A 17608-nucleotide genomic window follows, 5' to 3' on the forward strand; every position below is an offset into this window, starting at 1 on the left:
CGATCTCGCAAGGCGGAGGGTCGTCCTCGTACTGGGCGTACGAGGACGATCCCGACAACGCGGCGAGCGTGCGTGCCAGACGCCGCGGGGCAGGCGGGACTTTCGAAACACGCCCTAGGACCTCCGCCTCCCGCGTTGTCGTCAGTCGCGATGTTCCCCGAGCTCTCGGCTTCGCTCGAGCAGGGGAGGCCCCATGCCCATCGCTCCCTCCTCCGCCTCGGATTCGAAGGCCCCAGACACCGCTCCTTCTCCCACTGCCCATCGTGGGTGAGGTCGTTACTGGGGGTCGGGGCCCTTTGCCACCGGGCGCGACTCGTCACCGGACCACTCGGACCAGGAGCCCGCGTACAGCGCCGCAGGGATCCCGGCAATGGCCAGGGCCAGCACCTCATGGGCGCCGGAGACGCCGGAGCCGCAGTAGACACCCACCTCCGGCGCCCGGTCGGCCCCGAGCTTCGCGAAGCGGGCCGCCAGCGATTCCGCGGGCAGGAATCGGCCATCGTCACCCGAGTTCGCGGAGGTCGGGGCCGAGACGGCACCCGGGATGTGGCCGCCCACCCGGTCGATCGGCTCCACATCGCCCCGGTAGCGTTCGGCGGCTCGCGCGTCGAGCAGCAGACCCGAGCGTGCCAGCGCCGCCGCGCCGTCCGCGTCCAGCAGCGGCAGAGCGCCGGGGACGGGCCGGAAATCGCCCTCGGCCGGGGTCGGCGTCTGAGTCTGGAGCTCCCCCTTCCAGGCCGCGAGACCGCCATCCAGGACCCGGACGTCCTCGTGCCCCGTCCAGCGCAGCAGCCACCAGGCGCGTGCCGCCGCCCAGCCCTGGCCGCCGTCGTACACGACTACCGGAGTGTCGCGGGAGACTCCGGCTTGGCGCATCACCGCGCCGAATTCTTCCGGATCGGGCAGCGGGTGACGGCCGCCGCTGCCTGCCTCACCGGCGAGTTCAGCATCGAGATCGATAAAAACCGCGCCGGGGATGTGCCCGGCCTCGTAGTCGGGACGGCCGTGCGGGCCGCCCAGCTGCCAACGTACGTCCAGGAGCACCGGCGGACGTGGCCCCGCCAACTCGCTCACGCATTCGGATGCGGTGATGATGGGCTTCATGGGTGCCATCCTCGCGCAGGAGCCGCCCCACCTGTAACGCCTGCGAACGGATGTATCGCGTCAAACAGGTCTCTCTCTGTCGAGATCCCGGAAAGTGCGGCGCGGCCGGGGCACATCGTGCGCCGGGTGGTGCAAGCATCTGCACGGGGCGTACACACCCTGTACCGCACGCGGCACACCGGCCCCGTTCCCCCGTACGGCCACCACGATGGTCCGAGGAGAGAGTGACGATGACCGAGGCTGCCGCTCGGCGCACGCCCGGAACACCATGCTGGGTGAGTCTGATCGTGCACGGCCTGAGCACGACCCAGGACTTCTACGCCAATCTGTTCGGCTGGCAGTTCGTGCCCAGCCCGGACCAGCCGGGTCCATACGTCCGCGCACTGATCGACGGGAAAGTGGTCGCGGGCATCGGACAGCTGCCGGCCGACCGTCATCTACCGGTTGCCTGGACGACCTACCTGGCCACCGCCGACGCCGATGTCACGGCGGAGATGATCCGTTCCTGCGGCGGCACGGTCGCCGTCGGACCACTCGACGCGGGCGAGGCGGGCCGGCTCGCCATCGCCTCCGACCCCAGCGGCGCGGTCTTCGGAATCTGGCAGGCCGCCGCGCACGTCGGTACGGCGCTCGCGGGAACCCACGGCACACCTGTCTGGAACGAGCTGGTGACCAGCGAGACCTCGACGGTCTGCAAGTTCTACCAAACGGTTTTCGGCTACGAGGCGGAGGCGGTCGTCTCGGCCGACTTCGACTACCAGACCCTGCATCTGAACGGCCGCCCGGTGGCCTCACTGCATGGCGTAGGCCGCGCCCTGCCGCGCGACCGGGGCCCGCACTGGTTGACGTACTTCGAGGTCACTGACGCCGACGAGGCCGCGCACCACGTGGTAGAGCTCGGCGGATACATCCTGCAGCCGGCCCGTGACGGGTCGAGCGGCCGGGTGGCGACCGTGGCGGACCCGGAGGGTGCGGCGTTCACGATCGTCCAGTCGGCCGCTCGCTGAGCTGCCAGGCTGCGGGGGTGGGTCAGCCGGCCCGGACCCGTTCGACATGTCGATGGGCTGGGCCGGCCAGTCGGGCGTGCAGCTCGTCGAAGAGCTCCGACGCCTCGGTTCCGCTCCACTCGGCCGGCAGCAGTTCACGCGCGACACCGGGGTCGAGGTAGACGAGCCGACGCCAATCGGTGAGGACCCTGATGTACGTCGTGAACGCCTCGCGGTCCGTCACCGGGCTTCCGCTCGCAATGCGCTCGGCCACCGGACGGTGCACCGCGAGGAATTCGGCGTACAGCTGCTGCAGCCGGACTGTGTCCCACCAGGAGCGCACCTTCGCCGCAAGGTCCCCGCTTCCGTCCTTGCCCCCGCCCACCGACAGATAGTCGGCCCGGAAGAGGTCGGCGTACGAGCGCAGCCCGTGCCGCGCCAGCATGTCCTCCGCCTCGTCGTGCACATGTCCGGGTGCGATCCACACTCCGGCAGCCACGGAGCCGAAGCCGAGCCTGGTGAGCTGGGTGCGCAGGGTGTGCCGTTTGGCGCGTTCGGACTCGGGCACCGAGAAGACGACCAGCACCCAGCCCTCGTCCACGGTGGCCCGTCTGGCCACGAAGATCCGCGGATCGCCGTCGCGCAGAATCTGCTCGGTCTCGGGTGAGATCCGGTATCCGGCAGCTCCGGAGACCGATTCGGCTTCGAGCAGTCCGGCGCGCTTCAGCCGGGAGACCGAAGACCGTACGGTCGGCCCCTCGACGCCGAGGTCGGCGAGCAGCTGGATCAGTGCGGCCACGGAGATCCAGCCGTGGGTGTCGCGCGCGTACAGCCCGTAGACCGTCACGATCAGCTGCCTCGGCTGCACCTTGCCCAGCAGGCCCGGTTCGGACTCGGCCTCTTCTCCGCTCACCGTGTTCACAGCGTCATCCTAAGCATCCGCACCGGACACCCGAGGGGACGGCTCAGAGGCTGTCGGGTGGCCTCCGATCGGAAAGCGGACGCGGTCTGGTGCGTGCGATTCCAAGGCGCCGGGATGTCCTCGGATGGGGTCTCCCCTGCTCCTTGAGAGCTTGGGGAAGGCGCTACGAGGATATTTCGGCAACGCGGGAAGCGTGCGTGCCAGGGCGTGGCCGCCCGATCAGAGGTCACCCGACAGCCTCTCAGACAGAGTTGACGGGCAGCACGTCCGGTGAGAGCGCGGCCGCGCGGGCGCTCGCGCTGGTCGTCCGGCGCTGGTGGTGACGCCGGCACAGGACCTCGTAACCGACCTCGCCCGCCTGCTGGTTGACGTCTCCCACGACCACCTGGGCACCCTCGACGACCATCTCGCCGCCGACCGTACGGGCATTGTGCGTGGCCCGTGCACCGCACCAGCAGAGCGCCTCGACCTGGAGCGTCTCAACCCGGTCGGCCAGTTCGATCAGCCGCTGGGATCCGGGGAACAGCTTGGTCCGGAAGTCGGTGGTGATGCCGAACGCAAAGACGTCCATCCCGAGGTCGTCGACGATGCGGGCGAGCTGGTCGATCTGGGCGGGAGCCAGGAACTGCGCCTCGTCCACGATCACGTAATCCGCCTTGCCGCCCCGGCTGATGAGGTCGACGAGGTGCGCGTACAGATCCATGCCCTCATCGGCCTCGACGGCCTCGGTGACCAACCCCAGCCGTGAGGAGAGCTTGCCCTCCCCCGCCCGGTCGTCGCGGGTGAAGATCACGCCTTGCAGGCCGCGCGCCGAACGGTTGTGGCCGATCTGCAGCGCCAGCGTGCTCTTTCCGCAGTCCATCGTTCCGGAGAAGAACACAAGCTCGGGCATGAGGGGCTGAGCACCTTTCGGGCGGGGCGAAGCAGGGCAGGGCAGGGGGACGGTGGTGGGGAACGCTGCAGAGGAAAAACGCGGCTAAGAGGTGTCCTTAGGAGCGTACTTCGAGCAGCGGGACGAGCTGCTCGACGGAAGTCATCGAACCATGCATGCCGACCATCGCGGACTCGTGGGGCTCATTGACCGAGGCTGTGATCACCACGTCATCGCGGGCCGCCGCGACGACATCGCCGATCCTGCCGTGGACGCGTTCGTCGGTCTTCGGGCCGAACCAGCCGGCCGCGATCGCCTCGTCCCGGCTCGCCACCCAGAACTGCTCGCCGAGCACTTCCCGCCAGACGGTCAGCACATCGTTCTCGGCCCCGGGGACGGCGTACACATGACGGGCCCGGCCCTCGCCGCCGAGCAGGGCGACACCCGCGCGCAGCTCCCAGTCTTCGTCGAAGTCGATCCGGGACTGCTCGTCGAAGGGGATGTCGATCATGCCGTGGTCGGCGGTGATGTACAGCGCCGAGCGGCGCGGGAGCTGTTCGGCCAGCCGCCGGGCCAGACCGTCCACGTACATCAGCTGTCCGCGCCAGGCGTCGGAGTCGACGCCGAAGCGATGGCCCTTGCCGTCGACCTCGCTGTAGTACGTGTAGACGAGCGACCGGTCACCTGCGGCCAGCCGTTCAGCGGCGACGTCCATCCGCTCCTCGCCGGACAGCCGGCCGAGGAACGCGCCCCCGCTGAGCGCGATCTTGGTGAGCGGAGTCTGCTCGAAGGCGGGGGCGGAGACCTGAGCGGTGCGCACGCCGGCGTCGTCGGCAAGCTTGAAGACGGTGGGGTACGGCTGCCAGGCCTTCGGCGAGGTCCAGGGCTGCCAGCGGAGCTGGTTCATCAGCTCGCCGGTCTCCGGATTGCGCGCGGTGTAGCCGGGAAGGCCGTGCTCCCCCGGCGGAAGTCCGGTACCTACCGAGGCGAGCGAGGTCGCGGTGGTGGCCGGGAAGCCCGCCGTGATCGGACGGCCGGTGCCGCCGCGCGAGGTTGGCAGCAGGGAGTGCAGAAACGGTGCCTCGTCCGGATGGGCCTTGATCTGCTCCCAGCCGAGACCGTCGATCAGGAACACGCAGTTCCGGTCGGCGGGGGTGAGTTCGGGGATCGCGGCGGTGAAGCCGGGTACGCCCTGTCCGGCGGCAAGCGTGGGCAGCAGATCGGAGAGCGAGCCGCTGCCGTACTCGGGGACGGGCGCGGTGTCGACGGGGAGCAGAACGGGGTCCTGCCAGGCCGGCTGGGCCATCAGCGGCCTGTCGCCGCGGTCGCGGCCGTGGCCTCGGAGAGCGCCTGGGCGAAGGCGAGGGTCTGGCGCACGGTGTCCGGGCCGTCACCGGCCTCGCTGACCCGCAGGCTCAGATCGTCGGCGGTGGAGCTGCCGGTGTAGCCGTGGTCGGCCTCGCAGTTGGGGTCGCCGCAGGCGGCCGGCTCCAGGTCGATGCGGGAGACCGCGCCCCAGCCGATGGTGAGGACGACCTCGCGGGGCAGCGTGCCCGGTACGTACTTCTCGGGGTTGGCCACGACGCGGCTGACCACGACCGACGAGATCCGGTCAAGTTTCACCGACTCCGTGGAGGTGGTGGCGTACGGCGTCGGGGAGCTGGTGTCCGCATTCTGCTCGTCGGTGTGGCTGACGATGAAACGGTTGTCCGTCAGGACCAGGACCGTGACGTGGCGGCGCACCTCGTTGGAGTCGAAGGTGGTCTCCTGGTGCACCAGGTACGAAGCGACCGGCTCACCGCCCACGGCGGCCTCCACCGCCTCGGCCACGAGGGCCGGGTAGTAGCCACTGCGCTCGATCGCCGCGCGCAGCCCCTGAGTCGTCGTACCGGTCTTTGCCATGAGCACCATCCTACGGGGGACGGATGACTGCCGGGGACGTTGTGCGGCAGGGTGGACCGGCGCCCGAGCGGCGGACGGGTCCGGTTTCGCGCCCGTCCGGCGATCGGTGCGAAACGGTGCGCGGCGGGTCAGTAATCAGGGAGGCGGCGCGGGCCGAGGTCGGTGCGGGCCGGGGGCGGCGAGAGCCGGACGCTCGCGCCGAGGACTGTCAGCCCCTGCGTGGCGACCACGACCGGTTCCAGAGCGATGGAGACCACCTCGGGATGATCGTCGACCAGCCGCGACACCCGCAGCAGCAGCTCTTCGAGCGCCGCGGTGTCCACGGGCGCCGCGCCACGCCAGCCGAACAGCATCGGAGCCGCTCGGATGGTCCGGATCAGCTCGGCGGCGTCGCGGTCGGTGGCCGGAATCAGACGGTGGGCGGTGTCGCCGAGGAGTTCGGAGGGCGCACCCGCGAGCCCGAAGGAGAGGACAGCGCCCGCCGCCGGGTCGATCGTGGCCCGTACGACGGTGTCGACACCGCGCGGCGCCATGGCCTGGACGACGGGCTGGAGCTCGGCGGGCTTGCCGAGCAGGTCGGTCAGTTCGCCGTACACCCGGCGCAACGCGCCCTCGTTGGCGAGGTCCAGCCGGACACCGCCCAGATCGGCGCGGTGACGCAGATGGGGCGCAGTGGTCTTGAGCGCCACGGGATAGCCGAGCTGCGCTGCCGCGGCCACGGCTGCTTCCGGGTCGGGGGCCGGAAGCGTCGGGCGTACGGCGATGCCGTAGCGGCCCAGGAGTTCGCGCGCCTCGTCGTGTGCGAGCGGTCTGCCCCGCGGGTCGGGGTCGGGGCCGAGGAGGGTGTCGATCAGGTCGGCGGCGCCCGGCTCGTCGATGGTGTCGTCGAGGAACTCGGGCACCTTGCCGGGCACGGCTGCCTGCCGTCGCCACTGCGCGTACCTCGCCGCTTCGGCCAGGGCACGCACGGCCCGCTCGGCGGCGGGGTAGGCGGGGATCCGGCCGATCCGGATGCCGGAGCCGCCGTCAGTGCCCGCGCCGGTGGCGGCGGTGGCTGTGCCGCTGCCGGTTCCGGGTGCCGAGGGGGTGCGCGCAGGGTCGTGGCCGGTCGTGGTGGCGGCTCCGGCGCGCGAGGGCGTCGCGGCTGCGGAGGACTGTGCAGAGGGACGCGGCAGCGCGACCGTACTGGTGGCCGCGGCAAGGGCCTCCGCCAGGCCGCCGATCTCCACATGGACGACGGCCACCGGCTTGGCGGGACCGGCCGCGGCTGCCGCGTGCAGCGCGGTCGCCAGCACCTCTCCACCGCCCGATTCCGCCTCGCCGTTCTCGCCCACCCATGGGATCGCCGTCACGACCACCGAGTCGCAGCCCTCGTCGGCAAGGGCCTCGGCCAGGGCGTCCCGGAAGTCCTGCGGGGTGGCGGCGGTGGTGAGGTCGCGGGGCGGGCGCGGGCGCAGCCCCTCGGCCAGGCAGGCGTCGTACGTGAGCAGGCCGAGCGATTCGGAGTTGCCGAGGATCGCGACCCGCGGGCCCGCCGGGAGGGGCTGGCCGGCGAGCAGGAGACCCGCGTCGACCATCTCCGTCACGGTGTCGACGCGGATCACGCCCGCTTGCCGCATGAGCGCGGAGACCGTCGCATCCGGGATCCGGCTGACCGGTACCGCATGGCCGGGCGGGGTGGAACCGCTGTGCCGGGCGCCCTTCACCACGACCACCGGCTTCACGGCCGCGGTGCGCCGCGCGAGGCGGGTGAACTTGCGGGGGTTGCCGAGCGATTCGAGGTACAGCAGGACGACATCGGTGTCCGGGTCCTCGTACCAGTACTGCAGGAAGTCGTTGCCCGAAATGTCAGCCCGGTTGCCGGCGGAGATGAAGGTGGAGAGGCCGGCGCCGCGTCGGTAGAGCCCGGAGAGCAACGCAATGCCGATCGCTCCGGACTGGGTGAAGAGGCCGATGCGTCCGGGCGCGGGCGGCTCGGGGGCGAGGGAGGCGTTCAGCCGGACGGCTTCGGCATTGTTGATGACGCCGAAGGCGTTCGGGCCGATGATCCGCATCCCGTACGAGCGGGCCTGGCGGACCAGTTCACGCTGCCGCCCCCTGCCTTCGGCGCCCCATTCGGCGTATCCGGCGGAGAGGACGACCAGGCCCTGAACGCCGTGCTCACCGCAGTCGGCGACGGCCTCGGGAACCCGGTCGGCGGGGACGGCGACGACTGCGAGGTCGACCGGTTCGCCGATCTCGCCGATGGAACGGTGAGCGGGGACACCGTCGATCGTGCCCTGGTCGGCGGCGAAGGCGCGGTTCACGGCGTACGTACGGCCGGTGAAGCCGGCCCCGAGGAGGTTGCGCAGGACCGTGCGGCCGACCCCGCCCGGAGTGCGGCCTGCGCCGATGACGGCGACGGATCCCGGGGCGAGCAGCCGTTGCACGGAGCGTGCCTCGGCCCGCTGCTCACGGCCGCGCTGCACGGCGAGCGACTCGGCGGTCGGTTCGAGGTCCAGCGTGAGATGGACGGAGCCGTCCTCGAAGCTGCGCTGCTGGGTGTACCCGGCGTCCCGGAACACCTTGATCATCTTGCTATTGGCGGGCAGCACCTCGGCCGCGAAGCGGCGGATGCCGCGCTCGCGGGCGACGGCGGCGATGTGCTCGAGGAGCGCCGATGCCACGCCCCGGCCCTGATGCGCATCCTGGACCAGGAAGGCGACCTCGGCCTCGTCGGCGGGTGCGGAGGCCGGCCTGCCCCGCTCGTCGATCCGGTCATAGCGGACGGTCGCGATGAACTCGCCGCCGACCGTGACCGCGAGCCCCACCCGGTCGACGTAGTCGTGATGGGTGAAGCGGTACACGTCTCTGTCGGACAGGCGCGGGTACGGGGCGAAGAAACGGTAGTACTTCGACTCGTCGGAGACCTGCTCGTAGAAACTGACCAGCCGTTCGGCGTCGTCCGTGGTGATGGGCCTGATCCGGGCGGTTCCTCCGTCACGGAGGACCACGTCCGCTTCCCAGTGGTCGGGATACGCGTGATGCGGACTCTGCTCCGGCGAGGGCTGCATGCGCAAAGACTACGACTGCGTCAGCGGTCGCGTAGTTCTTGGGGCCGGGGCAGTCTGAGGGGGCCGATCGGCGGGCACAGCACGGGTTGTGGGCGTGCCCCGGTTCGGCCGGAGCACCGCGCACCACATGAGAGACTGGTCTAGACAACCATTGCTTCATGAAGGGCAGAACCATGGCTGAGCGCCGCGTCAACGTCGGTTGGGCCGAGGGGCTGCACGCCCGCCCCGCTTCCATCTTCGTCCGTGCCGCCACGGCTTCCGGCATCCCCGTGACGATCGCCAAGGCCGACGGCAACCCGGTGAACGCCGCCTCCATGCTCGCGGTGCTCGGTCTTGGCGCGCACGGCGGCGAGGAGATCGTGCTCGCGTCCGAGGCGGACGACTCCGAAGCCGCCCTGGACCGTCTGGCGAAGCTTGTCGCCGAAGGCCTTGACGAGCTTCCGGAGACCGTCTGAACCATGTCCTGTGAGAGAGCCGCGGCACCTGCATTCGGGGTCGCGGCTTTTTCGTTTTCCTGACCCGGGAGACCGCGAGGTGTGTTTGTCCTATTCGGGGGCGGGAGCGAATTCAGGCAGCCCAAAGGAAGCCGCCAACGTTTGCGGGACGGCGCGAAGGTCGGGCACGGCGAAGGCCCCGGCAGTGCTGCAGGGGCCTTCGAAGAGATGATGCGGGTGAAGCGTCGTCAGACGTTGACGCCGTGGGCGCGCAGGTAGGCGACGGGGTCCATGTCTGAGCCGTACGACGGCGTGGTCCGGGCCTCGAAGTGGAGGTGCGGGCCGGTGGAGTTGCCGGTCGAGCCGGAGAGGCCGATCTGCTGGCCGGCGCCGACGCTCTGGCCGACGGAGACGTTGATCGAGGAGAGGTGGCCGTACTGCGTGTACGTACCGTCCGTCATCCGGAGCACGACGTTGTTGCCGTACGCGCCACCCCAGCCTGCCTCGACGACCGTGCCGGCGCCGACAGCGACGACGGAGCTGCCGGACGCGGCGTGGAAGTCGATGCCCGAGTGGCTGCCGGAGGACCAGAGCGAGCCGCTGGACTTGTAGCCGGTGGTGACGTAAGAGCCGGCGACCGGAAGCTGGTAGGAACCCAGGCGAGCGCGCTCGGCAGACCGGGCGGCGCGGGCCTCCTCGGCGCGCGCCTCGGCCTCGGCCTTCGCCTTCTTCTTGGCGTCGGCCTTCTTCTTGGCCTCGGCCTTCTTCTTGGCCTCGGCCTTCTTCTTGGCCTCCGCCTTCGCCGCAACATCGGCCTGGTGCTTCTGCGCGTCGGCCTGGGCGTCGATCTGGTCGGCGATGGCGCCCTCGATGGCTATGACCTGGTTCAGACCGGTCTCACTGACGGAGGAGTCCGCGGCGAGGGCCGGAGAGACCATGCCGCCGACGACGCCGGTGGTGGCCAGAGCCGCGACTCCGGCGATCTTCGCGCTCCTGCGCGTCAGTCGGCTCGGGGCACGATGCTTCCCGGTGGCACGGGTGAACGCCATGAAGGGGCTGATCCTTTCCTTCCTTCTCGCCTACCGGGTTAGCTGACGGGTTCGGAGCAGGAAGGTCTCCTACGGACGTCCCGGCCTCACCGAGGCTCAGGCATCCGATTCACCCCAGGGACTCCATGGGTCCCCGGCTCCCCAGGCTCACGCCTGACAGGGACTCGGCGATGGCTGTCCGGTACGTCGCGGATGCGGCATACGAGTGACGGACAGCCCAGCTGACGCTAAGGGGGGTCACTTTCATTCACCAAACGGACAGGGCGTTTTGTAGCGCATCCCACAGGGCAAACAGGCAACCTCCCCAAAAAACGAACAAAAAAGGAAGACCCGTGTGAGTGAGATCTCACCCGGGTCTTCCTTTTCTGTCCCGATATGAACGCGTGACGGGTCGGTGGGCCGGCCGGTTCCGTCGGTGCTCGGTCGAACGTGACAGTCGACCGGTGGACTGTCACACGCAACAGGCCGGCCGGGCGGGCGGCGTCCGCCTCGGCCCGGCCGGCCGTCCGGCGTCCGCGGCGGGCACGACTGTCAGCCGGCGACCACCGACACCTCTCCGATGCCCAGGGCCCGGACCGGCTCCTCGATCTGTGCCGCGTCACCGACAAGGATCGTGACCAGCCGGTCACCCGGGAACGCGTTGACCACGGCTGCGGTCGCCTCGACCGTGCCGGTCTCCACGAGCCGGGCATACAGCTGTGCCTGGTAGTCGTCCGGGAGGTGCTGCTCGACCTGGTCGGCGAGGGTGCCCGCGACCGAGGCCGCCGTCTCGAACTTCAGCGGCGCGACACCCACGAGGTTCTGCACGGCCGTCTCGCGCTCTTCATCGGTCAGCCCTTCGACCACCAGGGTCCGCAGGACCGTCCACAGATCCTTCAGCGCCGGCCCCGTGGACTCCGTGTCCACCGATCCGCTGATGGCAAGCATCGCGGCACCCGTCGCCCCCGAGGCGGAACCCGGGGCCGAGGACCGCAGCACCTGGGCGAAGGCCCGGACGCCGTAGGTGTAGCCCTTCTCCTCGCGCAGCACACGGTCCAGCCGGGAGGTGAGCGTTCCGCCCAGGCAGTAAGTGCCCAGCACCTGGGCCGGCCATACGCTGTCGTGCCGGTCGGCGCCGATCCGGCCGATCAGCAGCTGCGTCTGCACCGCGCCCGGACGGTCGACGATCACCACTCGGCCGGTGTCGTCGGCGGTGATCGGCGGGGCGGGACGGGGCTCCGCGGTGTCTCCCGACCAGTCGCCGAGGGTGTCGGCAAGCAGGGCGTCCAGGTTGATGCCGGTGAGGTCACCGACGACCACGGCGGTCGCCGTGGACGGCCGGACGTGGGCGTCGAAGAAGGCACGCACAGCCGCCGAGTCGATCCGCTCCACCGTCTCCTCGGTGCCCTGGCGCGGGCGCGACATTCGCGCCGCGGCCGGGAAGAGCTCCTTGGAGAGCTGCTTGGCTGCGCGCCGGGCCGGGTTGGCCTGCTCGTGCGGGATCTCGTCCAGCCGGTTGCGTACCAGCCGTTCGATCTCGCTGTCGGCGAAGGCGGGCGCCCGCAGTGCCTCGGCAACCAGTGCGAGAGCCTTGGCCAGCCGGGAGGCCGGGACTTCCAGGGAGACCCGGACGCCGGGGTGGTCGGCGTGCGCGTCGAGGGTGGCGCCGCAGCGCTCCAGCTCGGCGGCGAACTCTTCGGCGGTGTGCTTGTCGGTGCCCTCGGACAGCGCCCGCGACATGATCGTGGCCACGCCGTCCAGGCCCTCGGGCTCGGCGTCCAGCGGGGCGTCGAGGAAGATCTCGACCGCCACGACCTGTTGGCCCGGGCGGTGGCAGCGCAGCACCGTGAGGCCGTTGGGCAGGGCGCATCGCTCCGGCGCGGGGAAGGCCCAGGGGCGGGCGACGCCGGGAGCCGGCTGCGGGTGGTACTGCATCGAAACTCCAGTCGCGGCAGCCTCGGTCACTTGTCCGCTCCTTCGTGCGCGTCGGTGTCGTCGGCGCCGGTCTCGGCGTCCGCTGCGTCTGCGGGCTCGGCCGATTCGACCGGCTCGTAGACCAGCACCGCCCGGTTGTCGGGGCGCAGCTGGGCCTTGGCGACCGCCTGGACCTCTTCCGCGGTGACATCGAGCACCCGCTGGACGGCGGTCAGAGCGAGTTGCGGGTCGCCGAACAGCACGGCGAACCGGCAGAGTTCGTCAGCGCGGCCGGCGACCGTACCGAGCCGGTCCAGCCACTCGCGCTCCAACTGGGCCTGCGCACGCTCCATTTCCTCGGGCGTGGGGCCCTCGGCAGCGAATCGGGCAAGCTCCTCGTCGACCGCGGCCTCGATCTGCGGCACCTCGACGCCGCCGGACGTCTTGACGTCCAGCCAGCCGAGCGAGGGCGCACCGGCCAGGCGCAGCAGCCCGAACCCGGCCGCCACGGCAGTACGGTCACGGCGGACCAGGCGGTTGTGCAGCCGCGACGACTCACCGCCGCCGAGCACGGTCAGCGCGAGGTCTGCCGCGTCACACTCACGGGTGCCGTCGTGCGGCAGCCGGTAGGCGGCCATCAGCGCCCGCGCAGGCACCTCCTCATGCACCTCTTCGCGCAGCTGCTCGCCGATGATCTCGGGGAGCGTGCCGTCGCGCGGCGGCTGCTTGCCGTCATGGGACGGGATGGAGCCGAAGTACTTCTCGATCCAGGCGAGGGTCTGCTCGGGGTCGATGTCACCGACGACCGAGAGCACCGCGTTGTTGGGCGCGTAGTACGTACGGAAGAAGGTGCGGGCGTCCTCGAGGGTCGCGGCGTCCAGGTCGGCCATCGAACCGATCGGCGTGTGGTGGTACGGGTGGCCCTCGGGGTAGGCCAGTGCCGTCAGCTTCTCGAACGCCGTGCCGTAGGGGACGTTGTCGTAGCGCTGTCGGCGCTCGTTCTTGACGACGTCGCGCTGGTTCTCCATGGACTCCTCGTCGAGCGCGGCGAGCAGCGAGCCCATCCGGTCGGCCTCGAGCCAGAGGGCCAGCTCCAGCTGGTGCGTAGGCATGGTCTCGAAGTAGTTGGTGCGCTCGAAGCTGGTGGTCCCGTTGAGCGAACCGCCGGCTCCCTGCACCAGCTCGAAGTGGCCGTTCCCCTTGACCTGGCCGGAGCCCTGGAACATCAGGTGCTCGAAGAGGTGAGCCAGACCGGTGCGTCCCCTGACCTCGTGGCGCGAGCCGACGTCGTACCAGAGGCAGACCGCGGCGACCGGGGTCAGATGGTCCTCGGAGAGCACCACGCGCAGGCCGTTGGCCAGACGGTGCTCGGTCGCTGTCAAGCCGCCGGAGCCGGCCTGGGCTGTGGCCGTGTGACCCATGGGCATGTACGTCCCTTCGATCGCGATACTGGATTTCTTGCGAGCCCTGCCACTTTAAGCAAGCGCACAGACACCTGGCGAAGTTCCCATACTGCGGAAGTTCGCGTGAAAGAGGGGCGCATCTCCCGCGGGACGGGTCGCGAAACCACCTCGGCAGGGGTCGGGAACGGCTCTTGGGACGGGTCGAGGTGGGCGATGTCAGCGCGGCGGTCCACAATGGTCCGCGTCAGAACCTGAGGTTGCCCGAACAGAATCCGTGAAGGAGTCGCAGCAGCGATGGCCCGCCGCAGCACGAAGACCCCGCCGCCGGACGACTTCGAGGAGAAGATCCTCGACATCGACGTCGTCGACGAAATGCAGGGCTCCTTCCTTGAGTACGCGTACTCGGTGATCTACTCACGGGCCCTGCCGGACGCCCGTGACGGCATGAAGCCGGTGCACCGTCGCATCGTGTATCAGATGAACGAGATGGGCCTGCGCCCCGACCGTGGCTATGTGAAGTGTGCCCGTGTCGTCGGCGAGGTCATGGGCAAGTTGCACCCGCACGGCGATGCGTCGATCTACGACGCACTGGTCCGTCTGGCGCAGCCGTTCTCCATGCGGCTCCCCCTGGTCGACGGCCACGGCAATTTCGGCTCGCTCGGAAACGACGACCCACCGGCCGCCATGCGCTACACCGAGTGCCGGATGGCCGACGCAACGTCACTGATGACGGAGTCGATAGACGAGGACACCGTCGCCTTCCAGTCGAATTACGACGGCCAGGAGCAGGAGCCGACCGTTCTCCCGGCTGCGTACCCGAACCTCCTGGTCAACGGGTCGTCCGGAATCGCGGTCGGCATGGCGACCAATATGCCGCCGCACAACCTGGGCGAGGTCATCGCCGCTGCCCGTCATTTGATCAAGCACCCGGGGGCGGACCTGGAGACCCTGATGCGGTTCATCCCGGGTCCCGATCTGCCGACGGGTGGCCGGATCGTGGGCCTGGGCGGCATCAAGGATGCGTACGCCGGCGGGCGCGGCACGTTCAAGATCCGTGCGACCGTCGCCGTGGAGAATGTGACGGCGCGCCGCAAGGGTCTGGTCGTCACCGAACTGCCCTTCGCCGTCGGCCCGGAGAAAGTGATCGCCAAGATCAAGGATCTTGTCTCGGCGAAGAAGCTCCAGGGCATCGCGGATGTGAAGGACCTGACCGACCGCGAGCACGGCCTGCGCCTGGTCATCGAGGTGAAGAACGGTTTCGTTCCGGAGGCCGTGCTGGAGCAGCTCTACAAGCTGACGCCGATGGAGGATTCCTTCGGTATCAACAATGTGGCGCTGGTCGACGGACAGCCGCTCACGCTGGGCCTCAAGGAGCTCCTCGAGGTCTATCTCGACCACCGCTTCGACGTGGTGCGCCGACGCAGCGAGTTCCGCCGCGGCAAGCGTCGCGACCGGCTGCATCTGGTCGAGGGCCTGCTCGTCGCGCTGATCGACATCGACGAGGTCATCCGTCTCATCCGGTCCAGCGACAACTCGGCGCAGGCGAAGGAGCGGCTCATTGAGTACTTCTCGCTGAGCGAGACCCAGACGCAGTACATCCTGGACACCCCGTTGCGCCGGCTGACCCGGTTCGACCGGATCGAGCTGGAGAGCGAGCGGGACCGGCTCAACACCGAGATCGAAAAGCTGACCGCCATCCTCGAATCGGACACCGAGCTCCGCAAGCTCGTCTCCTCCGAACTCGCCGCGGTGGCCAAGAAGTTCGGCACCGACCGGCGTACGGTGCTGCTGGAGTCGGCCGGTTCGCAGGTCGCCTCGGTGCCGCTGGAGGTCGCGGACGACCCGTGCCGGGTGCTGCTGTCCTCGACCGGCCTGCTGGCCCGTACCGCCAATGACGATCCGATCGTCTTCGCCGAGGACGCCAAGCGCGCCAAGCATGATGTGATCGTGTCGGCCGTGCCGGCGACGGCCCGTGGCGATGTGGGCGCGGTGACGTCCACGGGGCGGCTGCTGCGGCTCGCGGTGATCGATCTGCCCCAGCTGCCGGACACCCACGCGGCGCCCAGCCTTTCGGGCGGTGCGATGGTTTCTGAGTTCCTCACGCTGGAGAGCGACGAGGAGATCATCTGCCTCACCACGCTCGACGAGGCCTCGCCCGGCCTGGCGATCGGCACCCTTCAGGGCGTCGTCAAGCGGGTGGTGCCGGACTACCCGGCCAACAAGGACGAGTTGGAGGTCATCACCCTCAAGGACGGTGACCGGATCGTCGGCGCGGCCGAACTGCGTACGGGCGAGGAGGACCTGGTCTTCATCACATCCGACGCGCAATTGCTGCGCTACCCGGCGGCACAGGTGCGGCCGCAGGGCCGGCCCGCGGGAGGCATGGCGGGGATCAAGCTCGCGGCGGGCGCCGAGGTGATCTCGTTCACCGCGGTGGATCCGGCGGCGGACGCCGTGGTGTTCACGGTGGCGAGTTCGCACGGCACGCTGGACGACTCGGTGCTGACGTCCAAGCTCACCCCGCTCGACCAGTATCCGCGCAAGGGCCGGGCCACCGGCGGGGTGCGCTGTCAGCGGTTCCTCAAGGGCGAGGACGTTCTGGTGTTCGGCTGGGCGGGCGCGACGCCTGCCCGAGCCGCGCAGAAGAACGGCACGCCGACCGAGCTGCCGGAGCCCGACCCGCGGCGAGACGGTTCGGGAACGCCGCTGGTCAAGCCGGTCGCGGTGGTCGCGGGACCGGTGTAGGCAGTCGACCGACGGCGGGTGGCCTGCCGCTACGCGTCGTCGTCGGGCCGTTGTACGTACCGCAGGACGCCCCACATGCTTCGCTCATGTGCGGCGTCCTGCGTCGTGTCAGGCGTCGACGCGACGCGCTCGCGGCAGCCGTCCAGCTCCTTGTGCAGCTGCTCCGGATCGATGCCTGAGCCGATCAGCACCAGCTGGGTGAGGCGCGGTTCGTCGCGTGTCCACGGCTGCGGGGCGAACCGCAGGAATCTGCCGACCGCGTGCAGGACGTACTTGTTGCCGCGGTCACCCGCGCCGAAGTCGACAAACCCCTTGATCCGGTAGAGACCCTGCGGCCTGGAGTCGAGAAACTCCATCAATCGGCGGGGGTTCATGGCTACGTCCGCGGTGAAGGACACACTCTCGTACGCGGCATGCAGATGATGGTCGTGTCCGGCGCCGGCCTCTTCCTCGGCCCGCTCCGCCAGGAGCAGATCTTCAAACGTGAGCTGACGCGCCTTTTCCTCACCGTCCGGCCGCTGCATCGGGTCGAAGAGCAACTCGGGGTCAATGCGTCCGTACGTGGCGCAGACGACGGCAGCCGCGCCGCCACCTCCCGCCGCATCGCCGGCCGGGGCAACTGCCGCAGCGATGACGTCCCGGATACGGGCCTGTTCCTCGCTCCCGACCTGGTCGGTCTTGTTGAGCACAACAAGATCGGCGACGGCAAGATGGCGGTCGATCTCCGGGTGGCGCCGGCGGGTGGCGTCGAACTCTGCGGCATCGACGACCTCCACCAGTCCCCCGTACATGATCTGCGGATTGTCGCTGGCCAGCAGCATGCGCACGAGCTCCTGCGGCTCCGCAAGCCCGCTGGCCTCGATGACGATCACGTCGAGGCGCGCGGCGGGCCGGGTCAGCGTCTCCAGGAAGGTGTCGAGTTCGCTCGCGTCGACCGCGCAGCACAGACATCCGTTGCCCAGCGATACCGTCGAGCCGACCTGCCCCGAGACCGTCATGGCGTCGATCTCGATGGAGCCGAAGTCGTTGACGATCACGCCGATCCGGTTTCCCGCACGGTTGCGGAGGAGGTGATTGAGCAGTGTCGTCTTGCCGGCTCCCAGGAACCCCGCAAGGACGATGACCGGGATCTGCTGCTTGCGGGGCGGGGACGACGGGTTCAACGGGGACCTTCCTCGGGGACGTCAGAGCGCCGGACCGGCTGTGGCGGGGGCGTATCGACGTAACGACCTCACCCACGATTGGC

The 17608-nt window shown here is 69.8% G+C and carries 13 protein-coding genes and 1 riboswitch; of the genes, 3 read left to right on the forward strand and 10 right to left on the reverse strand.

Going from position 1 to position 17608, the window contains the following annotated elements; all coding sequences use genetic code 11:
* Positions 1 to 276: 276 nt before the first annotated feature.
* The gene (locus ABT115_RS17045; protein WP_351789886.1) at positions 277 to 1104 is read right to left on the reverse strand and encodes a sulfurtransferase; all 828 of its coding nucleotides are present in this window, start codon (positions 1102 to 1104) and stop codon (positions 277 to 279) included.
* Between the two features lie 230 nt (positions 1105 to 1334).
* Between ABT115_RS17045 and ABT115_RS17050 the strand changes: the two genes are divergently transcribed.
* Positions 1335 to 2111 carry a VOC family protein gene (locus ABT115_RS17050; protein WP_351789889.1) on the forward strand — a complete coding sequence of 259 codons (777 nt, stop codon included), beginning with the start codon at positions 1335 to 1337 and terminating at the stop codon, positions 2109 to 2111.
* A gap of 22 nt (positions 2112 to 2133) precedes the next feature.
* On the opposite strand, the gene ABT115_RS17055 is transcribed toward ABT115_RS17050, so the two are convergent.
* From ABT115_RS17055 to ABT115_RS17075, 5 genes are all read right to left on the reverse strand, one after another.
* Positions 2134 to 3012, reverse strand: coding sequence for a PaaX family transcriptional regulator (locus ABT115_RS17055; protein WP_351789892.1), 879 nt, complete (start codon positions 3010 to 3012; stop codon positions 2134 to 2136).
* 241 nt (positions 3013 to 3253) lie between these two features.
* Complete coding sequence (locus ABT115_RS17060; protein ID WP_351789895.1) at positions 3254 to 3904, reverse strand: thymidine kinase; 651 nt, start codon at positions 3902 to 3904, stop codon at positions 3254 to 3256.
* A gap of 97 nt (positions 3905 to 4001) precedes the next feature.
* Positions 4002 to 5189 (reverse strand): alkaline phosphatase family protein, encoded by a 1188-nt coding sequence (locus tag ABT115_RS17065; protein WP_351789898.1) that lies wholly within the window; start codon positions 5187 to 5189, stop codon positions 4002 to 4004.
* Positions 5189 to 5785: a DUF5998 family protein gene (locus ABT115_RS17070; RefSeq protein ID WP_093898945.1), complete on the reverse strand. Its 597-nt coding sequence runs from the start codon at positions 5783 to 5785 to the stop codon at positions 5189 to 5191. Before ABT115_RS17070 ends, ABT115_RS17065 begins: the two co-directional genes overlap by 1 nt.
* A gap of 128 nt (positions 5786 to 5913) precedes the next feature.
* Positions 5914 to 8838: a bifunctional acetate--CoA ligase family protein/GNAT family N-acetyltransferase gene (locus tag ABT115_RS17075; RefSeq protein ID WP_351789901.1), complete on the reverse strand. Its 2925-nt coding sequence runs from the start codon at positions 8836 to 8838 to the stop codon at positions 5914 to 5916.
* Positions 8839 to 9011: 173 nt separating this feature from the next.
* Here ABT115_RS17075 and ABT115_RS17080 point away from each other — a divergent pair, with 173 nt between their 5' ends.
* A complete protein-coding gene (locus ABT115_RS17080) occupies positions 9012 to 9293 on the forward strand; it encodes an HPr family phosphocarrier protein (protein WP_351790082.1) in 282 nt (93 codons plus the stop codon).
* Positions 9294 to 9520: 227 nt separating this feature from the next.
* Here ABT115_RS17080 and ABT115_RS17085 read toward each other — a convergent pair whose 3' ends face one another.
* From ABT115_RS17085 to ABT115_RS17095, 3 genes are all read right to left on the reverse strand, one after another.
* Positions 9521 to 10321 (reverse strand): M23 family metallopeptidase, encoded by an 801-nt coding sequence (locus tag ABT115_RS17085; RefSeq protein ID WP_351789903.1) that lies wholly within the window; start codon positions 10319 to 10321, stop codon positions 9521 to 9523.
* 12 nt (positions 10322 to 10333) lie between these two features.
* Positions 10334 to 10501: riboswitch (cyclic di-AMP (ydaO/yuaA leader) on the reverse strand.
* A gap of 351 nt (positions 10502 to 10852) precedes the next feature.
* Entirely contained in the window at positions 10853 to 12235 is a 1383-nt protein-coding gene (locus tag ABT115_RS17090; protein ID WP_351790085.1) for a M16 family metallopeptidase, read from the reverse strand.
* Between the two features lie 26 nt (positions 12236 to 12261).
* Complete coding sequence (locus ABT115_RS17095; RefSeq protein ID WP_351789906.1) at positions 12262 to 13641, reverse strand: M16 family metallopeptidase; 1380 nt, start codon at positions 13639 to 13641, stop codon at positions 12262 to 12264.
* Positions 13642 to 13911: 270 nt separating this feature from the next.
* On the opposite strand from ABT115_RS17095, the gene ABT115_RS17100 reads away from it, so the two are divergent.
* Positions 13912 to 16362: a DNA gyrase/topoisomerase IV subunit A gene (locus ABT115_RS17100; RefSeq protein WP_351789909.1), complete on the forward strand. Its 2451-nt coding sequence runs from the start codon at positions 13912 to 13914 to the stop codon at positions 16360 to 16362.
* 29 nt (positions 16363 to 16391) lie between these two features.
* On the opposite strand, the gene ABT115_RS17105 is transcribed toward ABT115_RS17100, so the two are convergent.
* Positions 16392 to 17525: a CobW family GTP-binding protein gene (locus ABT115_RS17105; protein ID WP_351789912.1), complete on the reverse strand. Its 1134-nt coding sequence runs from the start codon at positions 17523 to 17525 to the stop codon at positions 16392 to 16394.
* Positions 17526 to 17608: the final 83 nt, after the last annotated feature.

The organism is Streptomyces sp. NPDC001832 (genome assembly GCF_040297265.1).
Taxonomy (GTDB): Bacteria; Actinomycetota; Actinomycetes; order Streptomycetales; family Streptomycetaceae; genus Streptomyces.

Coding starts and splice junctions, on each gene's coding strand:
- ABT115_RS17045 (WP_351789886.1), bottom strand. CDS start 1,104: ATGAAGCCCATCATCACCGCATCCGAATGCGTGAGCGAGTTGGCGGGG.
- ABT115_RS17085 (WP_351789903.1), bottom strand. CDS start 10,321: ATGGCGTTCACCCGTGCCACCGGGAAGCATCGTGCCCCGAGCCGACTG.
- ABT115_RS17090 (WP_351790085.1), bottom strand. CDS start 12,235: ATGCAGTACCACCCGCAGCCGGCTCCCGGCGTCGCCCGCCCCTGGGCC.
- ABT115_RS17075 (WP_351789901.1), bottom strand. CDS start 8,838: ATGCAGCCCTCGCCGGAGCAGAGTCCGCATCACGCGTATCCCGACCAC.
- ABT115_RS17065 (WP_351789898.1), bottom strand. CDS start 5,189: ATGGCCCAGCCGGCCTGGCAGGACCCCGTTCTGCTCCCCGTCGACACC.
- ABT115_RS17080 (WP_351790082.1), top strand. CDS start 9,012: ATGGCTGAGCGCCGCGTCAACGTCGGTTGGGCCGAGGGGCTGCACGCC.
- ABT115_RS17095 (WP_351789906.1), bottom strand. CDS start 13,641: ATGCCCATGGGTCACACGGCCACAGCCCAGGCCGGCTCCGGCGGCTTG.
- ABT115_RS17050 (WP_351789889.1), top strand. CDS start 1,335: ATGACCGAGGCTGCCGCTCGGCGCACGCCCGGAACACCATGCTGGGTG.
- ABT115_RS17060 (WP_351789895.1), bottom strand. CDS start 3,904: ATGCCCGAGCTTGTGTTCTTCTCCGGAACGATGGACTGCGGAAAGAGC.
- ABT115_RS17100 (WP_351789909.1), top strand. CDS start 13,912: ATGGCCCGCCGCAGCACGAAGACCCCGCCGCCGGACGACTTCGAGGAG.
- ABT115_RS17070 (WP_093898945.1), bottom strand. CDS start 5,785: ATGGCAAAGACCGGTACGACGACTCAGGGGCTGCGCGCGGCGATCGAG.